The sequence below is a fragment of the Pseudoxanthomonas sp. USHLN014 genome (assembly GCF_037153335.1).
Taxonomy (GTDB): Bacteria; Pseudomonadota; Gammaproteobacteria; order Xanthomonadales; family Xanthomonadaceae; genus Pseudoxanthomonas_A; species Pseudoxanthomonas_A winnipegensis.
This window is the reverse complement of the sequence record NZ_JBBCKO010000001.1, coordinates 833,446-860,130: the sequence shown is the minus strand read 5'-3', so window position 1 is coordinate 860,130 and position 26,685 is coordinate 833,446. Positions and strand designations below refer to the sequence as shown.

At 69.6% G+C, this 26,685-nt stretch carries 25 protein-coding genes; 10 read left to right on the top strand and 15 right to left on the bottom strand.

The annotated features are described in order from the left end of the window. The first annotated feature begins 123 nt into the window (after nucleotides 1-123). Complete coding sequence (locus WFQ05_RS03950; protein WP_337052717.1) at nucleotides 124-1,287, top strand: zinc-dependent alcohol dehydrogenase; 1,164 nt, start codon at nucleotides 124-126, stop codon at nucleotides 1,285-1,287. Between the two features lie 155 nt (nucleotides 1,288-1,442). Here WFQ05_RS03950 and WFQ05_RS03945 read toward each other — a convergent pair whose 3' ends face one another. From WFQ05_RS03945 to WFQ05_RS03930, 4 genes are all read right to left on the bottom strand, one after another. After that, entirely contained in the window at nucleotides 1,443-2,834 is a 1,392-nt protein-coding gene (locus WFQ05_RS03945) for a coniferyl aldehyde dehydrogenase (protein WP_337052716.1), read from the bottom strand. Then, nucleotides 2,831-4,429, bottom strand: coding sequence for a GMC family oxidoreductase N-terminal domain-containing protein (locus WFQ05_RS03940; protein ID WP_337052715.1), 1,599 nt, complete (start codon nucleotides 4,427-4,429; stop codon nucleotides 2,831-2,833). The genes WFQ05_RS03945 and WFQ05_RS03940 overlap by 4 nt, the downstream gene beginning before the upstream one ends. Before the next feature lie 46 nt (nucleotides 4,430-4,475). Further along, nucleotides 4,476-5,105 carry a helix-turn-helix domain-containing protein gene (locus tag WFQ05_RS03935; protein WP_337052713.1) on the bottom strand — a complete coding sequence of 210 codons (630 nt, stop codon included), beginning with the start codon at nucleotides 5,103-5,105 and terminating at the stop codon, nucleotides 4,476-4,478. Nucleotides 5,106-5,202: 97 nt separating this feature from the next. Next, on the bottom strand, nucleotides 5,203-6,105 hold the full coding sequence (locus WFQ05_RS03930; RefSeq protein ID WP_337052712.1) for a LysR family transcriptional regulator: 903 nt from the start codon (nucleotides 6,103-6,105) through the stop codon (nucleotides 5,203-5,205). A gap of 182 nt (nucleotides 6,106-6,287) precedes the next feature. On the opposite strand from WFQ05_RS03930, the gene WFQ05_RS03925 reads away from it, so the two are divergent. Then, nucleotides 6,288-7,061, top strand: a complete 774-nt coding sequence (locus tag WFQ05_RS03925) for an SDR family oxidoreductase (protein ID WP_337052711.1) — start codon at nucleotides 6,288-6,290, stop codon at nucleotides 7,059-7,061. 378 nt (nucleotides 7,062-7,439) lie between these two features. Continuing rightward, nucleotides 7,440-8,087 (top strand): response regulator, encoded by a 648-nt coding sequence (locus tag WFQ05_RS03920; protein ID WP_130522720.1) that lies wholly within the window; start codon nucleotides 7,440-7,442, stop codon nucleotides 8,085-8,087. 652 nt (nucleotides 8,088-8,739) lie between these two features. On the opposite strand, the gene rne is transcribed toward WFQ05_RS03920, so the two are convergent. Further along, nucleotides 8,740-11,979: a ribonuclease E gene (gene rne / locus WFQ05_RS03915; RefSeq protein ID WP_337052756.1), complete on the bottom strand. Its 3,240-nt coding sequence runs from the start codon at nucleotides 11,977-11,979 to the stop codon at nucleotides 8,740-8,742. 416 nt (nucleotides 11,980-12,395) lie between these two features. Here rne and WFQ05_RS03910 point away from each other — a divergent pair, with 416 nt between their 5' ends. Next, nucleotides 12,396-13,376 carry an RluA family pseudouridine synthase gene (locus tag WFQ05_RS03910; RefSeq protein ID WP_130532094.1) on the top strand — a complete coding sequence of 327 codons (981 nt, stop codon included), beginning with the start codon at nucleotides 12,396-12,398 and terminating at the stop codon, nucleotides 13,374-13,376. 81 nt (nucleotides 13,377-13,457) lie between these two features. Here WFQ05_RS03910 and WFQ05_RS03905 read toward each other — a convergent pair whose 3' ends face one another. After that, nucleotides 13,458-14,657 (bottom strand): cation:proton antiporter, encoded by a 1,200-nt coding sequence (locus WFQ05_RS03905; protein ID WP_337052710.1) that lies wholly within the window; start codon nucleotides 14,655-14,657, stop codon nucleotides 13,458-13,460. A 197-nt stretch (nucleotides 14,658-14,854) separates the two neighbouring features. Here WFQ05_RS03905 and WFQ05_RS03900 point away from each other — a divergent pair, with 197 nt between their 5' ends. The 3 genes from WFQ05_RS03900 to WFQ05_RS03890 all read left to right on the top strand — a co-directional run bounded on the left by WFQ05_RS03900 (nucleotide 14,855) and on the right by WFQ05_RS03890 (nucleotide 18,373). Then, a complete protein-coding gene (locus WFQ05_RS03900; RefSeq protein ID WP_130517991.1) occupies nucleotides 14,855-15,712 on the top strand; it encodes a PA4780 family RIO1-like protein kinase in 858 nt (285 codons plus the stop codon). A 92-nt stretch (nucleotides 15,713-15,804) separates the two neighbouring features. Then, nucleotides 15,805-17,562, top strand: coding sequence for a M1 family metallopeptidase (locus tag WFQ05_RS03895; RefSeq protein ID WP_337052709.1), 1,758 nt, complete (start codon nucleotides 15,805-15,807; stop codon nucleotides 17,560-17,562). A 115-nt stretch (nucleotides 17,563-17,677) separates the two neighbouring features. Then, on the top strand, nucleotides 17,678-18,373 hold the full coding sequence (locus WFQ05_RS03890; RefSeq protein WP_337052754.1) for an SGNH/GDSL hydrolase family protein: 696 nt from the start codon (nucleotides 17,678-17,680) through the stop codon (nucleotides 18,371-18,373). Between the two features lie 16 nt (nucleotides 18,374-18,389). Here WFQ05_RS03890 and WFQ05_RS03885 read toward each other — a convergent pair whose 3' ends face one another. The 5 genes from WFQ05_RS03885 to WFQ05_RS03865 all read right to left on the bottom strand — a co-directional run bounded on the left by WFQ05_RS03885 (nucleotide 18,390) and on the right by WFQ05_RS03865 (nucleotide 21,362). After that, on the bottom strand, nucleotides 18,390-18,812 hold the full coding sequence (locus tag WFQ05_RS03885) for an MliC family protein (protein ID WP_337052753.1): 423 nt from the start codon (nucleotides 18,810-18,812) through the stop codon (nucleotides 18,390-18,392). 286 nt (nucleotides 18,813-19,098) lie between these two features. Next, nucleotides 19,099-19,575, bottom strand: a complete 477-nt coding sequence (locus WFQ05_RS03880; RefSeq protein WP_337052708.1) for a hypothetical protein — start codon at nucleotides 19,573-19,575, stop codon at nucleotides 19,099-19,101. Between the two features lie 12 nt (nucleotides 19,576-19,587). Further along, complete coding sequence (locus tag WFQ05_RS03875) at nucleotides 19,588-19,929, bottom strand: DUF6152 family protein (RefSeq protein ID WP_130517999.1); 342 nt, start codon at nucleotides 19,927-19,929, stop codon at nucleotides 19,588-19,590. 89 nt (nucleotides 19,930-20,018) lie between these two features. Continuing rightward, the gene (locus WFQ05_RS03870) at nucleotides 20,019-20,291 is read right to left on the bottom strand and encodes a DUF2789 domain-containing protein (protein ID WP_337052707.1); all 273 of its coding nucleotides are present in this window, start codon (nucleotides 20,289-20,291) and stop codon (nucleotides 20,019-20,021) included. A gap of 69 nt (nucleotides 20,292-20,360) precedes the next feature. Continuing rightward, a complete protein-coding gene (locus WFQ05_RS03865; RefSeq protein WP_337052706.1) occupies nucleotides 20,361-21,362 on the bottom strand; it encodes a cupin-like domain-containing protein in 1,002 nt (333 codons plus the stop codon). A 148-nt stretch (nucleotides 21,363-21,510) separates the two neighbouring features. Here WFQ05_RS03865 and WFQ05_RS03860 point away from each other — a divergent pair, with 148 nt between their 5' ends. Beyond that, the gene (locus WFQ05_RS03860; protein WP_130518006.1) at nucleotides 21,511-21,777 is read left to right on the top strand and encodes a DksA/TraR family C4-type zinc finger protein; all 267 of its coding nucleotides are present in this window, start codon (nucleotides 21,511-21,513) and stop codon (nucleotides 21,775-21,777) included. 1 nt (nucleotide 21,778) lies between these two features. Here WFQ05_RS03860 and WFQ05_RS03855 read toward each other — a convergent pair whose 3' ends face one another. Both WFQ05_RS03855 and WFQ05_RS03850 read right to left on the bottom strand, forming a co-directional pair. Next, the gene (locus WFQ05_RS03855; RefSeq protein WP_337052705.1) at nucleotides 21,779-22,351 is read right to left on the bottom strand and encodes a mechanosensitive ion channel family protein; all 573 of its coding nucleotides are present in this window, start codon (nucleotides 22,349-22,351) and stop codon (nucleotides 21,779-21,781) included. A gap of 127 nt (nucleotides 22,352-22,478) precedes the next feature. Next, the gene (locus tag WFQ05_RS03850) at nucleotides 22,479-23,003 is read right to left on the bottom strand and encodes a DUF1993 domain-containing protein (protein WP_130518011.1); all 525 of its coding nucleotides are present in this window, start codon (nucleotides 23,001-23,003) and stop codon (nucleotides 22,479-22,481) included. Nucleotides 23,004-23,160: 157 nt separating this feature from the next. On the opposite strand from WFQ05_RS03850, the gene WFQ05_RS03845 reads away from it, so the two are divergent. Next, nucleotides 23,161-23,439, top strand: coding sequence for a hypothetical protein (locus WFQ05_RS03845; protein ID WP_130518013.1), 279 nt, complete (start codon nucleotides 23,161-23,163; stop codon nucleotides 23,437-23,439). 14 nt (nucleotides 23,440-23,453) lie between these two features. Here the strand turns inward: WFQ05_RS03845 and WFQ05_RS03840 are convergent, their stop codons facing one another. Continuing rightward, complete coding sequence (locus WFQ05_RS03840; protein ID WP_337052704.1) at nucleotides 23,454-23,903, bottom strand: carboxymuconolactone decarboxylase family protein; 450 nt, start codon at nucleotides 23,901-23,903, stop codon at nucleotides 23,454-23,456. Nucleotides 23,904-24,058: 155 nt separating this feature from the next. Continuing rightward, complete coding sequence (locus WFQ05_RS03835) at nucleotides 24,059-24,934, bottom strand: RNA polymerase sigma-70 factor (RefSeq protein WP_337052703.1); 876 nt, start codon at nucleotides 24,932-24,934, stop codon at nucleotides 24,059-24,061. 108 nt (nucleotides 24,935-25,042) lie between these two features. Between WFQ05_RS03835 and WFQ05_RS03830 the strand changes: the two genes are divergently transcribed. Next, a complete protein-coding gene (locus WFQ05_RS03830; RefSeq protein ID WP_130518019.1) occupies nucleotides 25,043-26,608 on the top strand; it encodes a fumarate hydratase in 1,566 nt (521 codons plus the stop codon). Nucleotides 26,609-26,685: the final 77 nt, after the last annotated feature.

The following is a 26,685-nucleotide window of genomic DNA, read 5'->3' as shown; positions in this document are numbered from 1 at the left end:
GTCGGCATGACAGACCGCACGGCTTGGCGTTAACAAAGATTGACGCTGGAGCGTGCCTGCGGTGCTACTGCGCTAACGGCACGGCGAGGAGGGTGGAAGGCCTGACTCACCGGAGATCCGAAGATGAAAGCGTTGACCTACCATGGTTCCAAGGACGTGCGCGTCGAGACCGTTCCCGATCCGCAGCTGGTGGAGGCCGACGACATCCTCCTGCGTGTGACGGCGACCGCGATCTGCGGATCGGACCTGCATCTGTTCCACGGCAAGATCCCGGAGACCCGACACGGCGACATCTTCGGCCACGAGTTCATGGGTGTGGTGGAAGACGCGGGCTCGGCGGTGACCGAGGTGAGCGTGGGAGATCGGGTGGTCATCCCGTTCGTGATCGCCTGCGGCAAGTGCTTCTTCTGCGAGAACGAACTGTTCGCCGCCTGCGAGACGACCAACACCGACGAGGGCGCCAGCGTGCGCAAGCGCTCGAAGATGACGCCGCCGGCGGCCCTGTTCGGCTACTCGCATCTGTATGGCGGCGTTCCGGGTGGGCAGGCCGAATATGTGCGCGTGCCGAAGGCGAACGTGGGGCCGTTCGCGGTGCCCGGCAGTCTGGCCGATGAGAAGGTGCTGTTCCTGTCCGACATCCTGCCGACCGGCTATCAGGCGGTGCTCAACGCCAGGGTCGAACCGGGCTCCACGGTCGCCATCTTCGGCGCGGGCCCCGTGGGCCTGATGGCCGCGGCGTGCGCGCGCATGCTGGGCGCCGAGCGGATCTTCATGGTGGATTCGGAGCAGTGCCGGCTGAACTTCGCGGTGAGCGCCTATGGCGTGATCCCGATCGATTTCAGCGAGGGCGACGCGTCGGAGCGGATCCTGGAGGCGACCAACGGAAGAGGCGTCTCCGCATCCATCGATGCGGTGGGCTTCGAGGCCAAGGGCAGCACCACCGAGACCGTGCTGAGCACGCTGAAGATCGAGACCAGCTCCGGCGAAGTGATCCGTCAGTGCATCTCGGCCACGCAGCGCGGCGGTGTGGTGAGCGTGCCCGGCGTCTATGCGGGCTTCATCCATGGCTTCCTGATCGGCGACGCCTTCGACAAGGGGCTCTCCTTCGCCATGGGCCAGACCCATGTGCACAAGTATCTGCCGGAGCTGCTGGGCTTCATCGAGGATGGCGATCTGGACCCGGACATCATCATTTCCCATCGCATGAAGCTGGCCGATGCGGCGCAGGGCTACAAGATCTTCGATGAGAAGCGGGAAGACTGCCGCAAGGTCGTGATGACGCCGTAGCAGGGGGGGCAGGACGCGTCGCTCGCGAGCGGTGCGTCTGCAAACTGTCCGGCAAGCACCGCACGCGAGCTGCGGTAGTGCGCTGATCGGATCATTCAAGGAAGCAAGGTGGCACCTTGCTTCCTTCTTCTTTGCACGAACCGGATCGCGCCGCCCTAGCGCGCCAGCCAGCCGAACACGCGCCGCGCCAGCCCCGTCCACGGCGGACCGATCCGCTGGAACACATTGACCGGCCCGACCTTGAACACCGCGCGCGCATGGCTGAAGCGCTTGAAGCCTTCCTGCCCGTGATAGGCGCCCATGCCACTGGGGCCGATGCCGCCGAAGGGCAGGCTGTCCTGGGCGATATGCAGCAGCGTGCCGTTGAGCGTGACGCCGCCGGAGGTCATGCCGTCCAGCACGCGTCGCTGTACGGCGCGCTCGCCGCTGAAGCAGTACAGCGCCAGCGGGCGCTCGCGCGCGGCGGCGAAGGCGATGGCCTCGTCCAGATGGTCGTAGCCGATCAGCGGCAGGACCGGGCCGAAGATCTCCTCGCGCATCAGCAGGCTGTCCAGCGGCGGGTCGAGCACCAGCGTGGGGGCGATCTTCTCCGTCGCGCCGCCCGCATCGAGCGCCTGCACGCGCGCGCCGGCCGCGCGCGCCTGGTCCAGCGCCGATGCCAGCCGCTGCCGATGGCGTGGCGTGATCACCGCCGAATAATCCGCATTGCCCGCCACCGTCGGATAGCGCCGCCGCGCGGCGTCCAGCACGGCGGCGGCGAAGTCGTCCAGCTTGGCGCGCGGCACCAGCACGTAGTCCGGCGCGATGCAGGTCTGCCCGGCGTTGAGGAACTTGCCGAAGGCGATCGCATCGGCGGCCTTGGCCAGCGGATAGTCCGCCGCGACGAAGGCCGGCGACTTGCCGCCCAGCTCCAGCGTCACCGGGGTGAGATGGTCGGCGGCGGCGCGCATCACCTCGCGCCCGACCGCGGTCGAGCCGGTGAACAGCAGATGGTCGAAGGGCAGGGACGAGAACGCCCTGGCCGTGTCCACGCCGCCGGTCGCCACGGTCACCAGGTCGGGCGCGAAGTAGCGCGCGACCAGCTGCGCCAGCAGTTCTGAAAATCGCGGGGTCAGCTCGGACGGCTTGAGCATCGCCCGGTTGCCGGCGGCCAGCGCATCGGTCAGCGGGCCGATCGACAGCAGCAGCGGATAGTTCCAGGGCGCGATGATGCCGATCACGCCCAGCGGCTCGTAGCGCAGCCAGGCGCTGGCGGGCTGGAACACCACGTCCACCGGCCGGCGCACCTGGCGCATCCAGCGCTGCACATGGCGCTGGGCGTGGCGGATGCCGCGCAGCGCCGGCAGCACTTCCAGCATGCGCGTCTCGTCGTGCGAGCGTCCGCCGAAATCCGCGTCGATGGCCTGCACGATCTGCTCGACGTTCTCGCGCACCAGCCGTGCCAGCGTTTCCAGCCATGCGCGCCGCATGTGCGCATCCGCCGCGGGCGTGGCGCGCGAGGCCCGGTGCAATGGCGCGAACAGCGTCTGCAGGTCATCGTGGTTCATGCGGCGCTCCTGCCGAGGATGAGATCGGCGGCCTTCTCGCCGATCATGGCCGACGGCGCCTGGGTATTGCCGCTGATCAGCGTCGGCATGATCGAGGCGTCCGCCACGCGCAGGCCCTGCAGGCCATACACGCTCAGGTCCGGGGCGACCACCGCGCCGACGCCGCGGCCCATGCGGCAGGTGCCGACCGGATGGTAGATGGTGTCGGCGTGATCGCGGATCAGGCGCAGCAGTTCCGCATCGTCCGGGCGCGGGCTGGCGTAGAGCAGCTTGCCGCCGTAGCGCGCCAGCGGCGCGGCATCGAGGATGCGGTGCACGGCGCGTGCGCCCTTGAGCGTCAGCGCCACATCGTCCGGCGCGGAGAGGAAGTTCGGATCGATCAGCGGCGCCTGCGCCGGGTCGGGCGAGGCCAGGCGGATCCAGCCGCGGCTCTGCGGGCGCAGCGCGCACACGTGCAGGGTCACGCCGCGCACCAGATGCGTATGCCGCGCGTGGTCGTCGACCAGCGCCGCGCAGAAGTGGAACTGCAGATCGGGGCGGTCCACTTCCGGCGCGCTGCGGACGAAACCGCCGGCCTCGGCCAGATTGCTGGTGAGCATGCCGTGGCCGCGCCGCCACGCCGGGAATGCCGCCGCGCCGCGCAGCAGCGTGTCCGGGCCGAAGCCGAGCAGGCCCGGGCCCTTCATGCGTTTGAGGCCCACATAGTCCAGGTGATCCTGCAGATTGGCGCCGACGCCGGGCGCGTCGTGGACCACACCGATGCCGTGTTCGGCCAGGTGCGCGCCCGGTCCGATGCCGGAGAGCATCAGCAGCTGCGGCGAGCCGATCGCCCCGGCCGAGAGGATCACCTCGCGGTGGGCGCGGATCGTCTCGCGCCCGTCCCGGGTGACCACCTCCACGCCCGTGGCGCGGCGGCCTTCGCAGACGACGCGCTCGGCGCGGGTGTCGCTGAGGATGCGCAGATGCGGCCAGCGTGCGGCGTCGGCCAGGTAGGCCGAGCCGGCGTCCAGCCGCGCGCCGTTGCGCTGGAAGACCTGGTACAGGCCGATGCCTTCCTGGCTGGGGCCGTTGAAATCCGGGTTGGCCGCATAGCCCGACTGCAGCGCCGCCTCGATGAAGGCCTGCGAGACCGGGCTGGGCGAGGCCAGGTCGGACACCACCAGCGGCCCGCGGTCGCCATGCAGCGCATCGGCGCCGCGCTGGTTGGCCTCCGATCGCCGGAACAGCGGCAGCACGTCCTGCCAGCCCCAGCCCGGGCAGCCGGCGGCGGCCCAGCCGTCGTAGTCCTGCGGCTGGCCGCGCATGTAGATCATCGCGTTGATCAGGCTCGAACCGCCCACCCCGCGCCCGCGCGGCACGTAGCCGCGGCGCCCGCCCAGCCCGGCCTGGGGCACGGTCTGGAAGGCGTAGTTGCGCGCCGACTTGAACGGCACCAGCGCGGCGATGCCGGCCGGGATGCGCGAGAGCAGGGACGGGCCGGGCGGACCGGCTTCGATCAGCGCGACGCTGGGCTTTTCCGCCGCGGCCGCCAGGCGCGCAGCCAGGGCGCAGCCGGCCGGTCCCGCCCCGACGATGACGTAGTCCGCTTCGCGCATGGTGTGATCCTCCCGGCGCGGAGCATGGACATACTTGAGGAAGTCGTCAAATTTGTTGCGCTGCAGCCAGACTGCCGATGCCGCCGATCACCAGCCGCGTCATCAACCCGGCCACCTCGTCGATGTCGATGCGCTCGCGGCCCTCGAGCAGCAGCAGTGTCTCGATGCCGTTGGACACGATCAGGCTGGCGACCAGCGAGACCTGCCACGGCGCCAGCGCCAGCCCCGGCATGCCGCGCACCACGTCGCGCCGGATATCGCCGAGCAGCGAATCGATGCCGTCCAGGTCGTACAGCCGGGTGCGGATGTGATGCTGGTTGCGCGCGATGAAGGGCAGGGCCGCCTCGATCCCCAGGATCAGCACCAGCAGGTCGCGGTAGGACAGCTGCAGCATGGTCTCCAGGTCGTCGGCGCGGGCGCGCGCCTGCGCGGTGACCGCGCGCACCTGCGCCAGCAGATCGGCAAGCAGTTCGTCGAACACCGCCTGCTTGGTGCGGTAGTCGTTGTAGAAGCTGCCGGTCGACGCGCCGCTGGCGGCGACGATGCCCGAGATCGTCGCCGCATCCAGCCCTTGCTGGGCGAACACCGACCACGCGGCCTGCTTGATGCGCTGGCGCCGCTGTTCGGAGGTCGCTTCGCGGCGTTTGGACGGCTTGTAGCGGCGCGGGGTGGTCATGGGCTTCGGTGCATCGATCGGGCGCGGGCATGCGAGCAGGGCGGCGCGGTCAGGATAGCCAGCCGCTCGTTGAACCCGCAGGCAGGCGCGCAGCGCTTCATGGTGCGATCGCTTCCTTGAGCAGCCGCTCGACCCAATCGGCGAACACCTGCACCCGCCGCGACAGGTGCTGGCGATGCGGATACAGCAGGGTCATCGGCAGCGGCGCGGCGCGATGCCCGGGCATCACCTCCACCAGCGTGCCGGCGTGCAGCGCGTCGCGCACGTCGTAAGCCGGGATCTGGATCAGCCCCAGGCCGGCCAGGCAGCAGGCGATGCAGGCCTCGGCGTTGTTGACCGTGACCCGGCCGGGCACGTGCAAGGTCTTCGGCGTGTCGCCTTCCATCCATTCCCAGGGTTCGACCCGGGCGCTGGACGGCGAGGCGTAGTGGATCGCCCAGTGGCTGGCTAGGTCTTCGGGCGCGTGCGGCGTGCCGTGCCGGGCCAGATAGGCGGGGCTGGCGACATTGATCAGCGGCAGCGTGCCGAGCGTGCGGGCGATCAGCCCCGAATCGCTCAGCGGCCCGACCCGGACCACGCAGTCCACCCGCTCCTCGACCAGGTCGACCGCGCGGTCGGTGACGCCCAGGCTGATGTCGATCTCCGGGTATTCGTCGAGGAAGCCGCCCAGCGCCGGGGCGATGATCAGCCGCCCGATGCGCCCGGGCACGTCCACGCGCAGCTTGCCCGAAGGCTTGGTCTTGCCCTGGCGGAACAGCGCCTCGGTCTCCTCGACGTCGGCGATCACCCGCAGGCAGCGCTCGTAGAAGGCCGCACCGTCCTGGGTCGGGGCGACCTTGCGCGTGGTCCGGTGCAGCAGGCGCACGCCGATGCGCCCTTCCAACTCGGCCACGGCGGCCGAGACCGAGGAGCGCGGCATGCCGAGCGTGTCGGCCGCGCGGGTGAAGCTGGCCGCCTCCACCACCCGGACGAAGATGCGGAACAGGTCGATCCGGTCCACGGCGCTGCGTCCCTCGATTGGTCAGGATCCACGACATGTGAAGTCACACATGCCGGCTTTATGTTCTTGGCCTGGATTATATGGTGTGAGGCACGCCCGCAAGCGGGGGAGGCGGTCTTCGTATCGCGTTCTTCCGAAGCTGGCCGACGTGGTTCCCGTCTTCCACAGCCAAGGATCTTCCAATGACCGACCATTCCCTCCAGGGCAAGACCGTCCTCATCGCCGGTGGCGCCAAGAATCTCGGCGGCCTGCTCGCCACCGACCTGGCCAGGCACGGGGCCAAGGCCGTGGCGATCCACTACAACAGCGCCTCCACCAAGGCCGACGCCGACAAGACCGTGGCGGAGATCAAGGCGACGGGCGCCAAAGCCTTCGCCTTCCAGGCCGACCTCACCACCGCCGCGGCGATGGAGCAGCTGTTCGCCGATGCCAAGGCCGCGATGGGCGCGATCGACATCGCGGTCAACACCGTGGGCAAGGTGCTGAAGAAGCCAATGACCGAGATCAGCGAGGCCGAGTTCGACCAGATGAGCGCGGTCAACTCTAAGTCGGCGTTCTTCTTCATCAAGGAAGCCGGCAAGGCGCTGAGCGACCACGGCAAGATCTGCACGCTGGTGACCTCGCTGCTGGGCGCCTACACGCCGTTCTATTCCAGCTATGCCGGCACCAAGGCCCCGGTGGAGCACTACACCCGCGCCGCCTCGAAGGAGCTGGGCGACCGCGGCATCTCGGTGACCGCGATCGGCCCGGGCCCGATGGACACGCCGTTCTTCTATCCCGCCGAAGGCGCCGATGCGGTGGCCTACCACAAGACCGCCGCCGCGCTGTCGCCCTCGTCCAAGACCGGCCTGACCGACATCGAGGACATCGTGCCGTGGATCCGTTTCCTGGTGAGCGACGGCTGGTGGATGACCGGCCAGACGATCCTGGTCAACGGCGGCTACACCACCAAGTAAGCGTGGCGCCGCGATGGCCTTCCAGGCATCCGGACTTAAAGCCTCCACCTGAAGCCGCCGCAAACCCTCCTACCGTCATTCCCGCGAAAGCGGGAATCCAGGGACTTCGGGGCTTGCGCGCGCACGTCCATGGATTCCCGCCTTCGCGGGAATGACGTGGGTTTGTTTGCGGGTAGGCGGGAATCTCTGGACGCTCCCGCCGCTGGGGTCGTTCCCATCCGGGCAACGACACCTGTTGATCCAACTCCCCGGCGCGCCCGGGGCCGGTGACACCCCGCGCACTTCGCCACCGCAACAAGCCCGCGCCCTTGCCCAGTTTCACCCGCCGCGAGTAGGCTGACCACGGGAGCGGCATATGCCTACAAGGGGATGGCAAGGATGACGATCCGCGTATTTCTGGTGGACGATCATGCGCTGGTGCGGACTGGCTTGAAGCTGATCCTCGCCGGCCAGGTGGATATCGAGGTGGTCGGCGAGGCCGAGAGCGGCGAGGAAGCGCTGCCGGCCATCCGCAAGCTCAAGCCCGATGTGGTGTTGTGCGATCTGCACCTGCCCGGGCTAAGCGGCTTCGACGTGACCGAACGCATCGTGCGCGGCGACTACGGCAGCCGCGTGATCATCGTCTCGGTGCTCGAGGATGGCCCGCTGCCCAAGCGGCTGCTCGAGGCCGGTGCCTCAGGCTATGTCGGCAAGGGCGGCGATGCGGCCGAGCTGCTGCGCGCGGTGCGCGATGTCTCGCGCGGCAAGCGCTACCTGGGCAGCAACGTGGCGCAGAACCTGGCGCTGTCGAGCATGAGCGAGGAGGCCTCGCCGTTCGACGATCTGAGCGCGCGCGAGCTGGAGGTGGTGATGATGCTGGTGCAGGGCCTGCGCCAGAGCGAGATCGCCAAGCGCCTCAACCTCAGCCCCAAGACCGTCAGCACGCACAAGACGCGCCTGCTGGAAAAGGTGCAGGTGCAGGACACGATGGCGCTGGCGCGCCTGGCGGCGCAGTACGGGCTGATCGATCCGTCGAAGAGTCTTTGATTGTGCAAGGGCGACACGTGCGAGCGCGGCAGATGCCGGTGTGCTGCCGGCCTTTCATTGCTGTGCGTACGCCGCTCAGGCTGGGGTAGGGCGCTGGCAGAGCGCGCTCGCGAAGTGTCCCCCTGATCCGATCAATCGGCGCTCGTCATTCCCGCGAAAGCGGGAATCCATGGACGTTCGCACACAAGCCCCAAAGTCCCTGATTCCCGCTTTCGCGGGAATGACGGGTTGTTGGTCCGTTCGCGCGGACTGTTCGTCCCTTCGCAGGGACACGCAAAAGGTCACTTAAAGCCCGAGCCAGGCGATACGGGCGTCTGGGTCCCGCCGCAGCGAAACCTCTACCGTCGTTCCCGCGAACGCGGGAACCCAGGGACTTTCGCTCTGGAGTGCAACAGGCAATGGATGGTCAGACATGCGTCTGCCAGGAAGTACTCCCCGCGTTCGCGGGAATAATGGACTCACATGGTTCAGTCGTACGGACTGTCGGTTGCTTCATACGGGCTGGTCGTCCCTTCGTAGGGACGCGAGAACGTAAAGGCAAAGAGTCACTCAGAAGGCCACGCAAAGCGAAACGGGCGCCTGAGGGCGCCCGTTCCGTTTCATCCCGATGCCGGGCCTGGCGATGAAGCCGGGCCCAGCCTGCGTCGCTGGCTCAGGCGCTGCGCTCGCTGTCGGTCGTGCCGCCGTGGCTGTCGTTCTGCGCGGGCGTCTGTTCGTCGGACACGCGCGGGGCGGGCGCCGGCTCGAACAGGTGGCGCGTCACCGAGCGCGGGGTCTGCGCGTCGGCGGCGAAGAACAGCGAGCCCGAGGCCGCCGCGGGCTTGGGCGCCGCCGGGGCGTCAGCCGGCATCTCATCCTCGGTGGCCTGCGCCGTTGCCGGAACTTCCTCGGCGGGCGGAGTCACTTCGGCCTGGACGGGCAGCTCGGCTTCGGGCGCGGTGCTGGCCACGGGGGCCTGTACCTCAGCCGGCGCCTCCGTCGATGCGTCGGCGGTCGGGGCGGCGGTCGTCACCGGAAGCTGCTCGGGCGCGATCTCGGCCACGACCGGAGACGGCTCGGGCTGCACTTCGACGCTGACGTGCACTTCGGGACCTGCGGGAGCCGCCTCAGCGGTCACCGGCTCGGTCGCCGGAGCAGGCGTTGCCGTTTCGACGACCGGGGCGGCGACCTCGTGGGTCGGCGCCGGCGCATCGAACGACGGCGCGGCCTGCGGCTCCTCGGCGGGCGCTGACGGCTTGCTGTCCGGGGCGACGGCAGCGACCACGGCAGTGGCGCTGGCCGCGGCGACCGCGGCGGTGGCGGCCTCGGTGCGCACGCGCGGCTTGGCCGCCGGCACGGCCGGGGCGGGCGTCTCGGCGTCGTCGAAGTCGAACTCCGGCTGCGAGGACGACGGCACGACCACCGGCTCTTCCTCGCCGGCGGCATCCTGCTCGAACGCATCGCCAGCGGCCTGCTCGCCATTGCCACGACGACGGCGGCGGCCACCGCGACGGCCGCGACGACGGCGCGGCGTGCCGTTGTCGTCGCCGGACTCGGCGCCGTCGGCGTTCAGTTCGTCCTGCTCGTCGCGCGCGTTGTCCTCGGTCTCGCCATCGGCATCGACGGCCAGCGGTGCGGCCGGCGCGGGCTTGGGCGCTTCGGCGACCGGTTCGGTCGTCGCTGCCGGCACGGGCTGGGGCGCCTCGGCGTTCAGGCCGGCGGTCACGGCCGTGGCGGCCAGCAGCTCAGGCGTGGCTTCGACCGGCTTGGCCGGCTCGCGCGGCGGCCTGGGCGCACGCGGCTGCGCGGGCTGGGCCTGCTGCGCCGGGGCGTCCTGCTGCGGCTTGTCCTGCTGGGGCTTGGGCTGCTTGGGCGGGTTCTGGTTCTGCGCGGCCTTGGGCTGCTGCTGGGGCTGCTTGTTATGCTGACCCTCGCCCTTGTTGCGCGGCGCCTGACCGTTGCCGGTCTGCGCCTGGCCGCCGTCCCGATTGCCGCGCGCCTCGCGCTTGTCGCGACGCGCCTGGCCATTGCCGTTCTGCTGGCCGCCGCGGGCGTTGTTGCCGCCCTGGCCGCGGTTGCCTTCATTGTCGTTGCGGCGCTGCTGACCGGTGTTGCCGCGCTCGTTGCGGGCCGGACGCGCCTCGCGCGCAGGCTGCGGCTGCGCGGCGACCGGCGCCGGGGCGCTGGCGGCGCCGAACACGCGCTTGAGCCAGCCGACCACGCCGCCGGTGGCGGCGGCGACCGGCTGCGGCGCCGGGGCGACCGGCGCGGGGGCCGGTTCGACCGGAGCCGGCGCCTCGCGCTCCTGGCGGATCGGCGCGGGCTGGGCGTGCTTGACCGTGGTCACCGCCGGGGCGGCGGGGATGTTGAGCTGGGCCTTGGTCAGCGCATGCACCGGCAGCTTGCGCGGGGTACCCCGCTGGTAGCTGGGCTTGCTCGACTCTTCGCCCAGCTCGTTCTCGCGCAGGCGGGTGACCTCGTAGTGCGGGGTATGCAGCTGCTCGTCGGCGACGATGATGATCGGCGCATCGTGGCGCTGTTCGATCTCGCGCAGCGCGTTGCGCTTCTCGTTGAGCAGGTAGTTGGCGATCTCTAGCGGCGCCTGCACCAGGACCTGCCCGGTGTTGTCCTTCATGGCGTGCTCTTCGGCCACGCGGATGATCGACAGCGACAGCGACTCGACGCTGCGCATGCGGCCATGGCCGTCGCAGCGCGGACACACGATCTGGCTGGATTCGCCCAGGCTCGGGCGCAGGCGCTGGCGGCTCATTTCCATGAGGCCGAAGCGCGAGATGCGGCCCAGCTGGACGCGGGCGCGGTCGTACTTGAGCGCGTTCTGCAGGCGGTTCTCGACCTCGCGCTGGTGCTTGGAGGAGGACATGTCGATGAAGTCGATCACCACCAGGCCGCCCAGGTCGCGCAGGCGCAGCTGGCGGGCCACTTCCTCGGCCGCTTCGCAGTTGGTGTGGAACGCGGTCTCCTCGATGTCGCCGCCCTTGGTGGCGCGCGCCGAGTTGACGTCGATAGCGGTCAGCGCCTCGGTCTGGTCGACCACGATCGAACCGCCCGAGGGCAGGCGCACGTTGCGCTCGTAGGCGGCCTCGATCTGCGACTCGATCTGGAAGCGATTGAACAGCGGGATATCGTCGGTGTAGTGCTTGAGCTTGCGCAGGTTGTGCGGCATCACCTGCTGCATGAACTCCTTGGCCGTCTCGTACAGCTCGGCGGTGTCGACCAGGATCTCGCCCACGTCCGAGCGCAGGTAGTCGCGCAGGGCGCGCACGATCAGGCGCGACTCCTGATAGATCAGGAACGGCGCCGGCTTGGCCAGCGCGGCCTCGGCCACGGCCTTCCACACGCTCAGCAGGTAATCCAGGTCCCACTGCAGCTCTTCGGCATCGCGGCCCACGCCGGCGGTGCGGATGATCACGCCCATGTCGTCGGGGATGGTCAGCGCGTCCATGGCCGCCTTCAGCGCGGCGCGGTCGTCGCCCTCGATCCGGCGCGAGACGCCGCCGGCGGTGGGCGAGTTGGGCATCAGCACCATGTAGCGGCCGGCCAGGGAGATGAACGTGGTCAGGGCCGCGCCCTTGTTGCCACGCTCGTCCTTGTCGACCTGGACCACCACTTCCTGGCCCTCGCGCAGCAGTTCGCGCAGGCCGGCCTTGTGGTGGTCGACCCCGGACTGGAAGTAGTCGCGGGAGATTTCCTTCAGCGGCAGGAAGCCGTGACGCTCGGCGCCGTAATCGACGAAGGCCGCTTCCAGAGAGGGTTCGAGCCGGGTGATGCGGCCCTTGTAGATGTTGGACTTCTTCTGTTCCTTGGAGGGCTGCTCGATATCGATGTCGTACAGCGTCTGCCCGTCCACGATCGCCACGCGCAGTTCTTCCGCCTGCGTGGCATTGATCAACATACGTTTCATTGTTGCGTTCCTCGCGCTGCTACCGCGCGGGGCGCCATGGCGTTTTGCCTCTGGAACGTTCGGCCGCCCCTCGCGCGCTGCGCGGGTGGGGCGGGTTGGAGCTTCCAGCGCTTCGACACCACGGCGGGCCGCGGGAGCGCTTTGTCATGTGTCGGTGTTGCGGGACCGTCGGCGACCGCCTGGGAAGGGCCGTTACCGCGCGGGACGTGTTCAGCTTCGGATGTCTGACGCATCCGGCGGGTGTCGGGGCCTGCCGGCGAGCCGCTAACATGGCCGCCCCGGGGGCGGTGGTCGCGCACTGTGCCGGGCTTTCGCGAGGGAAGCTGGGCTTCTGGCCCGTGTAGAACTTTCCTGCGAAATCAAACCCTTATCTCGCATCGCCGAGTGTAACAGAGAAGCTGCCGGAAATGACCGTACCGCCACGCCCCGACTCGCCGCCCGCCCGCAGCGCCGTGCGCACGGTGGTCGTGCCCGCCGACCGCGATGGCCAGCGGCTGGATAATTTCCTGCTCGGCCAGCTCAAGGGCGCCCCGCGCAGCCTAGTCTACAAGCTCGTGCGCAGCGGCCAGGTCCGCGTGAACGGGGGCCGGGCCAAGGCCGAGCGCAAGCTCGCCGCCGGCGACGAGGTGCGGGTGCCGCCGGTCAGCCTGGAGGAGGCCGGGCCCAAATCGGCGCCGCCGGCCGGCTTCCTGGCGCGGATGGAGGCGGCGATCGTGTTCGAGGACGCCCGCCTGCTGGTCATCAACAAGCCCACCGGGGTGGCCAGCCACGGCGGCAGCGGCATCAGCCATGGCGCCATCGAGACCATGCGCGCCCTGCGCCCCAACCAGCCGCTGGAGCTGGTCCACCGCCTGGACCGCGATACCTCCGGCCTGCTGGTGCTGGCCAAGAAGCGCTCCGCCCTGACCGAGCTGCAGGCGCTGCTGCGCGAGGACGCCGGCCCGGCCAAGGGCATCCGCAAGCGCTACCTGACCCTGCTGACCGGGCGCCTGCCCGACGGCACCATGACCGTCGACGCGCCGCTGCTGGTCGGCCTGCGCCAGGGCGGCGAGCGCCACGTTCAGGTCAACGACGGCGGCAAGCCCAGCGTCAGCCACTTCAAGGTGCTCGAGCGCCGCGGCGGCCAGTCCTACTGCGAAGTCCTGATCGAGACCGGCCGCACCCACCAGATCCGCGTCCACGCCCAGCACATCGGCCACCCGGTCGCCGGTGACGACAAGTACGGCAATCCGGAGGCGAACAAGCGCCTGCGCGAGCAGATCGGCCTCAAACGCCTGTTCCTGCACGCCGCCTCGCTGGAGTTCTCCCTCGACGGCGGCCGCACCCCGTACCTGCTCAACGCCCCGTTGGCCGACGATCTGGCCGCGGCGCTGGACGCGCTGGGCTAAGAGCAGGAGCGAGCGCAGAGCAGTGAGAAGTGAGTCAGGGCGAAAGCAATCCGCTTCTGCTCACTCCTCACTCCTCTTCACTCACTCCTGTTGTTTCGCCAGCCGCCGCAGCCGCGGCGTGGCCATCGGGATGGAGAGCATGGTGCTCATCACGGCCATCAGCAGCAGGGCGGTGAAGGTGGCGCTGGTGATGATCGCCTTGTCCAGCAGGATGTTGGCGAAGATGATCATGATCAGGGCCTTGGTCTGCAGCAGCCAGCCGATCAGGCTGGCCTCGCCGGGCTTCCACTTCAGCAGGCGGCCGGCCAGGTGCACGCCGGCCAGCTTGCCGGCGACGGCGGCCACCAGCAGCACCAGCGCGGCCAGGAACACGGTCGCGCCACCGACGCTCCAGGCGGTGCGCAGGCCCGTGCTCAGGAAGAACACCGGCATCATCACCAGCAGCACGTTGTGGCGCAGGCGGTCCATGTCGGCTTGGTCGAACCAGTGTGCGTCGATCACCACGCCGGCCAGGAACGCGCCGACCATGAAGTGCAGGCCCGACCAGTCCGCGCCGAAGGCGCACAGCGCCAGCCAGATCAGCATCACGTACCAGCGGTCGCGCTCGCCGATCGCGCGCATCAGCCTGCGGAACAGCACGCAGGCCACGGCGAAGCTGACCAGGAAGCCGACCTGCCGGCCGATCCGCTCCCAGTCCAGCAGGACCAGGGCCAGCACGCCCCAGATGGCGATGTCGTCCAGGCTGGCATAGCGCAAAATGCGCTGGCCGATGGGTTGGCGCAGGATCGCCAGCTTCTCCATCAGCAGGATCAGGATCGGCAGTGCGGTCACCGCGCAGGCCATGCCCACGCCGGTGACGAACTGCCAGGATTGGCCCTGCGCACCGATCCAGCCCGGAAAGCGCAGCAGCCCGACCGCCGCCAGCCCGCCGAACAGCAGCGGCACGCCCAGCGCCAGGCCGGCGGTGACGCCGCTCTCGCGGCGGTTGGCCCAGGCCTGGCTGAGGTCCAGCTCGATTCCGGCGATCAGCACGAACAGCATCACCGCCCAGCCGCCCAGGCCGGTCAGGATCTGCACCACCTGTGGGGTGAACACGAATGCGTAATAGCCCGGCAGCGCCGCGCCCAGGATGCCCGGCCCGAGCAGGATGCCGGTGATGATCTGCACCACCACCAGCGGTGCGAAGTACTCGGTGCGGCCCAGCCGCCAGATCAGGAAGGGGACGCAGAAGATGATCGCCATGGCGATCAGGAACACTTCCATGGTGCTGACCGGATGCATCGGCGCTGTCGTCCCTTCGGCAGTGCCGCGAGGGCGCGGCGGTGCGCGACTGTAGGGCCAGCCCGGCCGTCGCGACAAGCCCGAGGGCAGGCCGCCGGCTGTGAATCGCGATGGGATCTTCAACACCGCTCGCCCCGGGGATGCGACACTGGCCCGCCCGCAACGGACCTGCGACGCAAGTCCCCTGGCATGACGCGATGAAGACTCCCCCCGGCCTGCTGGCCTTGATCGACGATGGTGTGATCGACGAGGTGCTGCGACCGCTCAAGAGCGGCAAGGAAGCCTCGGTGTACGTGGTGCGTGCCGGCGACGAAGTGCGCTGCGCCAAGGTCTACAAGGACATGGCCCAGCGCAGCTTCCAGCAGCGCGTGCAGTACCAGGAAGGGCGCAAGGTGCGCGGCAGCCGCGAGGCCCGCGCCATGGGCAAGGCGACCAAGTACGGCCGCAAGCAGGCCGAGGTCGCCTGGAAGAACACCGAGGTCGATGCCCTCTATCAGCTGCGCGACGCCGGTGTGCGCGTGCCCGAACCCTTCGGCTACTTCCACGGCGTGCTGGTGATGGAACTGGTGACCGATGCCGAGGGCTTCAGTGCCCCGCGCCTGGGCGAGGTCGAACTGGAAGCCGACCAGGCGCGCGCGTTCCATGCGGTGCTGATGCGCCAGGTGGTGCGCATGCTGTGCTGCGGCCTGATCCACGGCGATCTGTCCGAGTACAACGTGCTGGTCGGCCCCGACGGCCCGGTGGTAATCGATTTCCCGCAGGTGGTCAGCGCCGGCGGCAACAACGCGGCGCGACGCATGCTGCTGCGCGACGTCAACAATCTCACCGCCAGCCTGGGACGCTGGGCGCCGGAGCTGCTGGACACCTGGTATGGCGAGGAGATGTGGGCGCTGTTCGAGGCCGGCGCGCTGCAGCCGGATACGGTGCTGACCGGCGAGTTCACGCCCGATACGCGCACCGCCGATCTGGACGGCGTGCGCGAGGCGATCAACGAGGCGCGGATGGAGGCCATGATCCGCCAGCAGGGGCGCGAGGCCGCGGCCGAAGACGATTGAGCCAGGCATCCCAGCGGGCATGACTTCGGATGGATGCAGCGGCGGCGGTTTGCTGGCACGCTGCGCCGGTTTCCCTTTCCGCCAGGCCTGCCATGTCCCGTTCCCGTCTGCTCGTCTCCACCCTGGCGCTTGCGCTGGCCTGCGTGTCCCAGGCGCACGGCGCCGAGCTCAGTCCCGTGACCAAGCAGACCGGCCTGCCGCGCACGCCGGAGCAGCTGGCGGTGAGCTTCGAGCACGCCGACCTGGGCTTCAAGGTGATTCCCGACCAGCGCCGGATCGAGGGCGATGCGACGCTGACCTTCAAGGCGATCTCCCCGCTGCAGGCGCTGGTGGTCGATCTGGATCCGGAGTACGCGGTCAGCCGGGTCGAGGTGGACGGCAAGCCGGTGGCCCGCGAGGCCTGGCAGAACCCCGAAGGCCGCATGCGCGTGACCCTGCCGCGGCAGGTGCCGGCCGGCGCCAGCGTCAAGCTGCGCGTGGTCTATGCCGGCCAGCCGCACGTGGCCAAGCGCGCGCCTTGGGACGGCGGCTTCGTCTGGGCGACCGCGCCCACCGGTGAGCCGTGGGTGGCCTCGGCCATCCAGGGCGAGGGCTGCGATCTGCTGTGGCCGTGCATCGACCATCCGCAGGGCGAGCCCGCGCTGGTGGACGAGCACATCACCGTGCCCGCGCCGCTGGTGGCGCCGGGCAACGGCGTGTTCGTCGGCATGCAGGAGCGCAACGGCTGGCGCACCTACCACTGGCGCGCCAAGAACCCGGACACCTACGCCATCGCCCTGGACGTGGGCCCGTACGAGCAGCTCAGCGGCAGCTACAAGAGCCGCTACGGCAACACCATCCCGCTGGCCTACTGGTATCTGAAGGGCGACAAGGACGCGCAGGCCAAGGCGCTGTTCGACGAGCTGCCCAAGATGCTGGACTTCTTCGAGAGCCAGATCGGCCCGTATCCGTTCGGCGATGAGAAGGTCGGTGTGGTGCAGACCCCGCACCTGGGCATGGAACACCAGACCATCAACGCCTACGGCAACGACTACAAGAAGGACAAGTACGGCTACGACTGGCTGATGCAGCACGAGTTCTCGCACGAGTGGTTCGGCAACCAGCTGACCAACGCCGACTGGGACGACATGTGGCTGCACGAGGGCTTCGGCAGCTATATGCAGCCGCTGTACCTGCAGTACCTGCGCGGCGAGATGGACTACCACGCCGCGCTGCTGGACCAGCGCGCCGCGGTGACCAACCGCGTGCCGATCGTCAGCGGCAAGTCGCAGACCGAGGAGGCGGTCTACAACCGCGAGCACGGCGCGGGCCTGGACATCTATTACAAGGGCTCGCTGATGCTGCACACGCTGCGCTCGCTGATCGGCGACGAGGCGTTCTTCACCTCGATCCGCCTGGCGGTGTACGGCAGCGCGCATCCGCGGCCGGGCCATTTCAAGCCGCGCTATGTCTCGACCAGGGACTACATCGACATCGTCAACAAGGTCACCGGCAAGGACTACGGCTGGTTCTTCGACGTGTACCTGTATCGCGCAGCGCTGCCGGAGCTGATCGCCGAGCGCGATGCCAGCGGCCTGTCGCTGCGCTGGAAGACGCCGGACGACCTGCCGTTCCCGATGCCGGTAGACGTGCGCATCGGCCCCAACAGCGGGCGCACTGTCACCGTGCCGATGACCGACGGCCGCGGCCATGTCGCGCTGCAGGACAACGACCTCTACACGCTGGACCCGCAGTCCAAGCTGCTGCGCGATGAACCGCGCTTCGCCGCGGCGGTCAAGGATGCGGCCGAGCGCAAGGCGGCGGCGGACAAGGCCGCGGCCGACAAGAAGACGGACAAGCCCAAGCCCTGATCGGACGCGCCGGCACGAGGCGATAGACTGGTCCGCATGACATGCCTGGGAGGGACTCATGTTCAAGCGCGTACTGCCTCGTGCCGGCCTGCCGGTGTTACTGTTGATCGCCGCGATGAGCGGCAACGTCTCCGCGCAGACGCCCAGCGCCGAACAGGTGCAGGCCATGCAGCGGCAGCTGGCCGACTGGCCGCAGCTGTCGCGCTATCGCGATGAGAACGCGGCGCTGGCCGCGCCGGCGCCCGGTGAGCGGCGCGTGGTGTTCTTCGGCGATTCGATCACCGAAGGCTGGGGAAAGACCGGGAGCGAGACGTTCTTCCCTGGCAAGCCCTACGTGAACCGCGGCATCTCTGGGCAGACCACGCCGCAGATGCTGGTGCGCTTCCGCCAGGACGTGATCGATCTCAAGCCCGCCGTGGTGGTGATCCTGGCCGGTACCAACGATATCGCCGGCAATACCGGGCCGGCCACGCCGCAGATGATCCAGGACAACCTGGCCTCGATGGCGCAGCTGGCCAAGGCCAACGGCATCGCCGTGGTGCTGGCCTCGGTGCTGCCGGCCAGCGACTACCCGTGGAAGCCCGGCCTGCAGCCGGCACCGAAGATCCGCGCGCTCAACGACTGGATCAGGCAGTACGCCCAGCGCACCGGCGCGGTGTATCTGGACTACTACAGCGCGCTGGACAACGGGCAGGGTGGCCTGGATGCGAAGGTCTCCGGCGACGGCGTGCATCCCAACGCGGCCGGCTATGCGGTGATGGCGCCGCTGGCCCAGGCGGCCGTGCAGCGCGCGCTGCGGCAGGCGCGCTGACGCTGGCTGCGGTCCGTCAGCGCTGTGGCGCTTCCGGCGGGAGCGCCGTGCAGATCTTGTCATGGGGGTCCTGGGCGAGCGTCAGCGTGGCCCGGTCCATGCCCTTAACCCAGAAGGCGTTGCCGGCATCGTCGGCATAGCGCGCGCCATCGGCGGCGAGAGCGGGCTTGAGCACCAGCAGACGCGCGTCCAGCGTCACTTCAGCACGTGCCTGGCCAAAGAAGGCCGCGGCGATGTGGGTGCCCTCGCAGTCGTAGTCGGCGTGCTGGATCGGCGTGTCGGGCGGTGAGGCATCCGGCGCTGTCTGCGGCGATGGAGCGGGAGCGGCGACTTCCGGGGTCTTGGTGGGCGTGCAGGCGGCCAGGGCCGCGGACAAGGCGATGGGTGCCAGCAGGATCAGGGATCGCAACGCGGAGCGCTCCTGCCGCTGTTGCGGCATATCGAACAAGGGTCCAGCCTAGCCGGGCCTGCCTGGCGCAGGATGATTGGTGGATGAAGCGGGCTGGATCGTGCGCGGGGCTGAAGTTCGGGCGGCAAACAGGCTTCTGTCTTGCTTCATCCGCTGATCCGCCGCTCCTTCAGGTCGTCATTCCCGCGAAGGCGGGAATCCAGCATTTGCCTTTGCTTCTGCTTCGAATGCTTCGCACCAAGCAACCCTCGACCTGATCCAACCCCCCCTCCCGGCCTCCCCCTGCTGCGCAAGGGGAGGGGCGGAGCGCACGGGCTCAGGTGTAGGCGATCATCCGGCCGGCGACCAGGATGGTTGGCCACGCCAGCAGCGAGAGCGCGGCCATGGCGCGTCCCAGCGGCGGCGGGCGATGGCGCCAGGCTTGCAACCTTCCGCCGAAGCACAGGCGGAAGGCCAGCGCGTTGATCACCGCCACGGCGATGGCGATCAGCTTGAACTGCATCATGCGGTTGCCGAGCAGGGCGGTGGCGTCGGCGCTGAACAGCATCACGCCGGTGACCACCAGCACCAGCAGCCCGACGATGCCCAGCGGCGTGAGCAGGCGCGAGACCTGTTCCAGCTCCAGCCGCCGGCCGAAGCCCAGCAGGCGCAGGTCGAGCAGGCCGATGCTGCCGAGCAGCAGCACCAGCCCGCCCAGATGCAGCACGTTGGCGAAGGGATAGCCCCAGCCGGCCCGCATCCACTGGCCCAGCGCGGAGGCTTCCAGCTGCTGGGCCCAGGCCATCGCGTCCACGGCGCTGCGAGATCAGCGCAGCTCGATGGTCTTGCCGTCCACGGTGATGCGTTCGGCGCGCAGTTCGGCCGTGCCGTCCAGGCGCGGATAGCCTTCGATGGTCACGGTCTTGCCGACTACGAGCGCGCCGTCCGGCAGGCCGCGCGAGGTCATGCGGCTGATCGGCGCCAGCACCGCGTTCCAGCGCTTGCCCTGGTAGTCGACGCCGACTTCGGCATGCGGGTTGCGGTACTGCACCTGGGCGAGTGGTGCGGAGATCTTCAAGGTCTTGTTGGCGTCATAGCTGCTCCAGCCGTGGTGAGCCAGGGCGGGCAGGGCGATGAGCGCGGCGAGCAACACGGGCAGACGACGCATGGCGCAACTCCGGGCGGTGTCGGGTGTGTGCCGGTGATAGCACGCGTGCGCTTGGGTTCCTGGCAAATGCGCCGCTGCGGGCATGACAATCAGGTCAGGCCCGGAACGACTGAGGATTCAGGCCTCGGCGTGGCGTGCAGGGCGACATTGAGCTGATCGACCACCACCGCCCAGTCGGCATCGTCGATGCGTTCCTCGCGCAGCAGCTGGGCCTGGGCCGGCGACCAGAACGGGGCCTCCTCCAGACGCATCGCATCGGGCAGCGGCGCGTGTTCGGCGATGAAGGCGCGGATGCTGCGCTCGTCCGAGGCCAGGCCGAGCTGGGCGAACAGTTCGGAAAAGGGATGGACGGTCTGTTCCATGGTCAAGCTCCGCAAGGTGAAAGGAGAGGGTGACGGCGCCGGCGTCAACGCGGGATCAGCGCCCGGGGCCTAGAGCGAATTGGCGATGCGCTGGCGCAAGGCCGCCAGGGCCTGCGCATCCAGCGCGCCCAGCACGCCGCGCCTGGCTTCCGGGATATGCGCGGCCGGGTCTTCCTCGCCGAAGACGTAGTGCTCCAGCAGCGCGCGCCAGGCCTGGCGCTCGTGCGTGGGCAGGCCGGCGAAGGCCAGGCGCGCATGCAGCAGCGCCACGATCCCGGGGCTGGGGGCGCGGCCATCGGCCAGGGTCGGCTGCCACCAGAAGTTCACCAGCGCGTTCAGGCGCTCCAGCGAGGCGACGTGGTGCCACCACAGCGGCGGCAGGTACAGCGCATCGCCGGGCGCCAGCTCGGCGACGAAGGCGTGTTCGCGCGCCTGGGCCAGGCGCGGGAACTGCGCCGTGTCATCGTCCAGGTCGGCCAGGCTGATCGCCGCGCCGGTCGGCGCGAAGTCCAGCGGACCGATATAGAGATTGCGCACCTGCTCCGGCGCGAACACGCTGAAACGCCGCCGCCCGCAGACCACCACGGCGATGTTGTGGAAGGCGTCGAAGTGCGCCGGCGTGGTGACCCGGTTACCCAGCCACAGCCGCGGCGCGATGGTGGCCGGCAGGCCCTCGATCGCATGGTCGGCCAGCAGGCCGGGCAGGCAGCCGGCGATCGGTGCGCTCTGCAGGGCCACGCCGTGTACCGGGCCTTCGCGGCGGCTGTACTGCGCCAGCCGGGTCAGCACATCGGTCACCGACACCTTGAAGTGCTGGTAGTTGAAGCCCTCCAGCGTGGCGTCGTAGCCGACCAGGCCGTTGGCCTCCGGCGGCATCAGCAGCGTGTCCACCGCCGCGCCGCTGTCGTGCGCGGCCAGCAGCTTGGCGAACTCGGTGTCCGAGCGCCGCGCCGCCTGCACCATCGGCCAGTGCGCGCACAGGCCGCGCAGGACCAGCGGCGTGCCGCGCTCGACCAGCATGGCCGGGTCGACCGCGCCGGCGTCGCGGACTTCTTCGATGGCAGACGGCATGCGCGGGCGGCCCGGCGGCGGTGGAGCCGGGCATGCTAGCGAAACCGCACCGATCCGGCCGGGCGCTGGCGTCTGGCCGGCGCGGCTCGCTGCGGATTCATGTGGATCGGCGTAGGGTCGGGGACTCGTCCACAGGCAGGAGACGGCCATGGCCACCGGTTGGGCCAACGATGGCGCGGTGCAGGACCAGATCGATGCGACGGTGAAGGACGCGATCCAGCGCGCCCGCAGCCAGTTGCCCAGCGGTCCCGGGCTGACCCATTGCGAAGAATGCGATGCCCCGATCCCGAAGGCGCGACGCGACGCCATCCCCGGCGTGCGCCTGTGCGTGCAGTGCCAGGCCGCGCACGATGCCGAACAGAAGTCCGCCAGCGGCTACAACCGCCGCGGCAGCAAGGACAGCCAGCTGCGCTGAGTCAGCTGCCGGCGATGCGCTGCGCGTCGCGCCAGCGGCGGATGCCGCGCTGGAAGAACCAGTTGTTGGGCACCTGCACCGAGGTGGCCGGCGCGCCGTCGCCGGCCGATTCTTCCTGCAGGGTGGTGTAGAGCAGGTTGACGTCGATCACCTTGCCCTTGATGCCGGGCTTCTCGCCGTTCTCGAGCAGTTCCACCGTTTCGTACAGGCGGAACGGACGCACGATGAAGATCAGGAACGTGCAGAAGATATTGGACAGCACGCTCCACGCGGCGAAGAAGGCCACCGCGCCCACGGTCGCAAAGCCGGTGAACGCCGTCCACAGCACGGTGCCCGACACGCCAAGACGCTCCAGGATCAGCAGCGTGGCCGCCATCAGCAGCACGGTGTTGAGCACCCGGCGCACGCCCATGGCCAGTTCGGGCGGCAGGTCGTAGCGCGCCGCGGCGCGGCCGATCAGGCGCTTGAGCAGCAGCTGCAGCAGCCGCGTCAGCAGCAGGATCAGCAGGACCTGCGCGGCGGGCAGGATCACGCCCAGCCAGTCCTGCAGCAGCGGGGGAAACGGGATCTTCATCTTCGGCACAACGGATCGCACAAGCGGTCGACCATGATGCCAACCCTGCGCAGGGCCGGCAAAGCTGGCGATCGCGGGTCCGCTGCGCACACCGGCGCGAGGCTGCGCCGGTGCGCCAGCGTGAAGCTCACTCGGTGATCGGCGTGCCGATCGGGCCCAGGTAGTCGAGCTTGCCGACAGGCACGCCGTGGTGGCGCAGGATGTCGTAGGCGGTGACCACGTGGAAATAGAAGTTCGGCAGGCCGAACTGCAGCAGATAGTCCACGCCTTCCAGGCGCGTGCCCAGCTTGCCGAACTTCAGCGTGATCTCGCGCGTGGCGCCGCCATCGACCTGTTCGGGCGTCAGCGAGGCCAGATAGTCGGCGGTGGCCTGGATGCGCGCCTGCAGCTCCTCGAAGGTCTGCTCGGTGTCGGCCAGCTTGGGCGAGGGCACGCCGGACAGGCGCTCGCCCGTGCCCTTGGCGGTGTCGCTGACGCGCTGCACCTGCGCCGCCAGCGGCAGCATGTCCGGTGCCAGCCGGCCCTGGATCAGCGTGGCCGGGTCCAGGCCGGCCTCGGCGGCGTGGCGCGCGCCGCGTTCCAGCACATGCGAGAGCTGGCGCAGGCCGCGCTGCAGGGACGGGATGGCGACTTGGTAAAGGGACAGCGACATGGTGTGTTCCGGGCTGGAGATGAGCGCGCAGCCTAGCGCCGTCCCCACGCCCACGCAGCGCCCATCACGAAGACGCGGCGTTGCAGGCCGATGGCCTTGTGTGAACGCAAGGCCGAGCCGCGCTGCAGCCGGGCGTGGCGACGGGCACAATCGGACGATGCGCCACGTGCTCCCCCTGTTCTGCAATGCCCTGGCCCTGCTGCTGTTCGGCATCGGATTGACCGGGCCTCTGGTGCCCAAGGGCGGCACGCCCGGCTGGTGGGTCCAGATGGGCTTCGGCGCCGCGCCGATCGCGCTGCTGTTCGTCTGCGGCTATGCCGCGCGCGGCTGGCCGGCGCGGATCGCCTTCGTGCTGCAGGGCGCCGTGCTGCTGGCGGTACTGCTGGCGATCCTGTCGATCCAGGCCGGCGCGTTGGGACTGCCGCCGCCGCGCTGACGGCGGCGGGCGCCTCACGGCATCTGCGGCTGCAGGCCCACGCCGAGCCGGTTCCAGGCGTTGATGGTGGCCACGGCCATGGTCAGGGTGGCGATGGCTTCCTCGTCGAAGTGCGCCTGCAGCGCCTGGTACGCGGCCTCTTCCGGTTCGCCCGAGGGCAGGGTGGTCAGGCCCTCGGCCCAGGCCAGTGCGGCGCGCTCGCGGGCGTCGAACAGGCGGCTGTCGCGCCAGGCCGCCACGGTATCGAGCTTGCGCGGCTCCACGCCGGCCTTGCGCAGCGCCGTGGCATGCATGTCCAGGCAGTAGGCGCAGCCGTTGAGCTGGGAGACGCGCAGGAATACCAGTTCCACCAGCGCGTGTTCGAGCACGCCCCCGTGGACGTGCTGGCTGAGCGTCAGCAGCGCTTGGGTGGCCTTGGGCAGATGGCGGGTGTAGTCGATGCGGGCGAAGGTGGTGGCGCTCATGCGCAAGATCCTTTCAGCGTGGCGACCGACAGGGCCGCCTTCCCTGCAAGGACGCGCCAGAGGTGGCTCGCGTGACAGCTCCGGCGTCTCCTTCCGCACAGGGGAGGTTGAAGAAGATCGTCGCCAGGTTCGGACCCAGACACGCACGGTCGGCGCTACGGGCGGCCCGACTGGACCGCCACGGCGGCCAGCTTGTCCGGATTCATCAGGGTCAGGATGTCGCTGATGCGCTCGCCGTCGCTGACCAGCATGGTCAATGAATGCAGCCGGCCGTCCACGAAGCGCAGGATCGCCGGCTCGCCATCGACCCAGCCCACGCGCGCCTCCACCTGGGCGCCACGCCGGGCGATGGCCCAGTACAGCCGCGCGATGCGCTCGGCGCCCAGCAGCGGGCGCAGCGCGGCGGTGACCTTGCCGCCGCCGTCGGATACCAGCCGCGCATCGGCGCGCAGCAACGCGGCGATGGCCGCCTGGTCGCCGGACTGCGAGGCGGCCATGAACGTCTCCAGCAGGCGGCGATGGCGATCGGCCGGCACCTCGAACCGCGCGTGCCCGGCCTGCAGCCGCGCGCGGGCCCGGTGCACCAGCTGCCGGCAGTTGGCCTGGCTGTGGCCCAGCAACGCGGCGATCGCCTCGTAGTCGTAGTCGAACACTTCCTTGAGCAGGAAGGCGGCGCGCTCGTCCGGCCCCAGCCGCTCCAGCAGCGCCATCAAGGCCCAGGACACCGATTCGGCCTGCTCGGCGCGTTCGGCCGGGTCGGGGGCCAACGCCACCTGCAGCGGCTCGGGCAGCCATGGGCCGACGTAGTCGGTGCGGGCGTTGCGCACCGCGCGCAACCGGTCCAGCGCCAAACGCGTGGTGGCGGTGACCAGCCAGGCCTCCTCGTCGCGGATCTCCTCCTGCGCCGCGCCCTGCCAGCGCAGCCAGGCCTCCTGGACCACGTCCTCGGCCTCTGCGCGGCTGCCCAGCAGGCGATGGGCCAGCGCCAACAGGCGGGAACGGTGCGTTTCGAAACGGATGGCGGGTCGCATGAGTCCCAGGACGCGGGAGCGGGCGCCGGTGTGACAGCGGGGCCGGCGCGGCAGTTTGGCCTAAAATGTCCCGATTCCTCACTTCCCACCGCTAGCGTCGAGCCAGCCATGAACCTCCACACCCATGCCGCCCCGCCGGCGTCCACCGCGCCGGTGTCGATCCGGCAGGAAGACCTGATCCAGTCCGTGGCCGATGCGTTGCAGTACATCAGCTACTACCACCCGGTGGACTACATCAAGAACCTCGCCGCCGCCTACGAGCGCGAGGAATCGCCGGCCGCCAAGGACGCCATCGCCCAGATCCTGATCAACTCGCGCATGTGCGCCGAAGGCCACCGCCCGATCTGCCAGGACACCGGCATCGTCACCGTGTTCCTCGAGATCGGCATGAACGTGCGCTGGGACGACGCCACGATGGGCGTGGAGGACATGGTCCACGAGGGCGTGCGCCGCGCCTACAACGACCCGGACAACAAGCTGCGCGCCAGCGTACTGGCCGATCCGGCCGGCAAGCGCATCAACACCCGCGACAACACGCCGGGCGTGGTCAACGTCAAGGTGGTGCCGGGCAACAAGGTGGAGGTGATCGTGGCGGCCAAGGGCGGCGGCTCGGAGGCCAAGTCCAAGTTCGCCATGCTCAACCCGTCCGACTCGATCGTGGACTGGGTGCTCAAGACCGTGCCGACCATGGGCGCCGGCTGGTGCCCGCCGGGCATGCTGGGCATCGGCATCGGCGGCACCGCCGAGAAGGCGATGCTGCTGGCCAAGGAAGCGCTGATGGAGCCAATCGACATCGTCGACCTGCAGGCCCGCGGCGCCTCCAACCGCGCCGAGGAGCTGCGCCTGGAGCTGTACGAGAAGGTCAACGCGCTGGGCATCGGCGCCCAGGGCCTGGGCGGCCTGACCACGGTGCTGGACATCAAGGTCAAGGACTACCCGACCCACGCGGCCAACCTGCCGGTGGCCTTGATCCCCAACTGCGCCGCCACCCGCCACGCCCACTTCACCCTGGACGGCAGCGGTCCGGTGATGCTCGACCCGCCCTCGCTGGAGGACTGGCCCACGCTGACCTACAACCCGCAGGGCGCGCGCCGTGTGGACCTGGACACCATCACCGCCGAGGAAGTCACCACCTTCAAGCCCGGTGAGGTGCTGCTGCTCAACGGCAAGCTGCTCACCGGCCGCGATGCGGCGCACAAGCGCATGGTGGACATGCTCAACCGCGGTGAGACGCTGCCGGTGGACCTCAAGGGCCGCTTCATCTACTACGTCGGACCCGTAGACCCGGTGCGCGATGAGGTCGTCGGCCCGGCCGGCCCGACCACGGCCACGCGCATGGACAAGTTCACCCGGCAGATGCTGGAGCAGACCGGCCTGCTGGGCATGGTCGGCAAGGCCGAGCGCGGCCCGGCGGCGATCGAGGCCATCCGCGACAACAAGGCGGTCTATCTGATGGCGGTCGGCGGTTCGGCCTATCTGGTGTCCAAGGCGATCAAGGCCGCGCGCGTGCTGGCCTTCGAGGACCTGGGCATGGAGGCGATCTACGAATTCGAGGTCAAGGACATGCCGGTCACCGTGGCGGTGGATGCCACCGGCGAGTCGGTGCACAAGACCGGCCCGCGCCAGTGGCAGGCAAGGATCGGCAAGATTCCGGTGGTGGTCGAACCGGCGTAAGCGCTGCGGCGCCAACGCGTGCAGGACAGCAGGGCCGGCGTGCATACTCCGGCCCTGTTCGTTTGCGGCAGGAGGGG

Coding starts and splice junctions, on each gene's coding strand:
- WFQ05_RS03950 (WP_337052717.1), top strand. CDS start 124: ATGAAAGCGTTGACCTACCATGGTTCCAAGGACGTGCGCGTCGAGACC.
- WFQ05_RS03945 (WP_337052716.1), bottom strand. CDS start 2,834: ATGAACCACGATGACCTGCAGACGCTGTTCGCGCCATTGCACCGGGCC.
- WFQ05_RS03940 (WP_337052715.1), bottom strand. CDS start 4,429: ATGCGCGAAGCGGACTACGTCATCGTCGGGGCGGGACCGGCCGGCTGC.
- WFQ05_RS03935 (WP_337052713.1), bottom strand. CDS start 5,105: ATGACCACCCCGCGCCGCTACAAGCCGTCCAAACGCCGCGAAGCGACC.
- WFQ05_RS03925 (WP_337052711.1), top strand. CDS start 6,288: ATGACCGACCATTCCCTCCAGGGCAAGACCGTCCTCATCGCCGGTGGC.
- WFQ05_RS03920 (WP_130522720.1), top strand. CDS start 7,440: ATGACGATCCGCGTATTTCTGGTGGACGATCATGCGCTGGTGCGGACT.
- rne (WP_337052756.1), bottom strand. CDS start 11,979: ATGTTGATCAATGCCACGCAGGCGGAAGAACTGCGCGTGGCGATCGTG.
- WFQ05_RS03910 (WP_130532094.1), top strand. CDS start 12,396: ATGACCGTACCGCCACGCCCCGACTCGCCGCCCGCCCGCAGCGCCGTG.
- WFQ05_RS03905 (WP_337052710.1), bottom strand. CDS start 14,657: ATGCATCCGGTCAGCACCATGGAAGTGTTCCTGATCGCCATGGCGATC.
- WFQ05_RS03900 (WP_130517991.1), top strand. CDS start 14,855: ATGAAGACTCCCCCCGGCCTGCTGGCCTTGATCGACGATGGTGTGATC.
- WFQ05_RS03895 (WP_337052709.1), top strand. CDS start 15,805: ATGTCCCGTTCCCGTCTGCTCGTCTCCACCCTGGCGCTTGCGCTGGCC.
- WFQ05_RS03890 (WP_337052754.1), top strand. CDS start 17,678: ATGAGCGGCAACGTCTCCGCGCAGACGCCCAGCGCCGAACAGGTGCAG.
- WFQ05_RS03885 (WP_337052753.1), bottom strand. CDS start 18,812: ATGCCGCAACAGCGGCAGGAGCGCTCCGCGTTGCGATCCCTGATCCTG.
- WFQ05_RS03875 (WP_130517999.1), bottom strand. CDS start 19,929: ATGCGTCGTCTGCCCGTGTTGCTCGCCGCGCTCATCGCCCTGCCCGCC.
- WFQ05_RS03870 (WP_337052707.1), bottom strand. CDS start 20,291: ATGGAACAGACCGTCCATCCCTTTTCCGAACTGTTCGCCCAGCTCGGC.
- WFQ05_RS03865 (WP_337052706.1), bottom strand. CDS start 21,362: ATGCCGTCTGCCATCGAAGAAGTCCGCGACGCCGGCGCGGTCGACCCG.
- WFQ05_RS03860 (WP_130518006.1), top strand. CDS start 21,511: ATGGCCACCGGTTGGGCCAACGATGGCGCGGTGCAGGACCAGATCGAT.
- WFQ05_RS03855 (WP_337052705.1), bottom strand. CDS start 22,351: ATGAAGATCCCGTTTCCCCCGCTGCTGCAGGACTGGCTGGGCGTGATC.
- WFQ05_RS03850 (WP_130518011.1), bottom strand. CDS start 23,003: ATGTCGCTGTCCCTTTACCAAGTCGCCATCCCGTCCCTGCAGCGCGGC.
- WFQ05_RS03845 (WP_130518013.1), top strand. CDS start 23,161: ATGCGCCACGTGCTCCCCCTGTTCTGCAATGCCCTGGCCCTGCTGCTG.
- WFQ05_RS03840 (WP_337052704.1), bottom strand. CDS start 23,903: ATGAGCGCCACCACCTTCGCCCGCATCGACTACACCCGCCATCTGCCC.
- WFQ05_RS03835 (WP_337052703.1), bottom strand. CDS start 24,934: ATGCGACCCGCCATCCGTTTCGAAACGCACCGTTCCCGCCTGTTGGCG.
- WFQ05_RS03830 (WP_130518019.1), top strand. CDS start 25,043: ATGAACCTCCACACCCATGCCGCCCCGCCGGCGTCCACCGCGCCGGTG.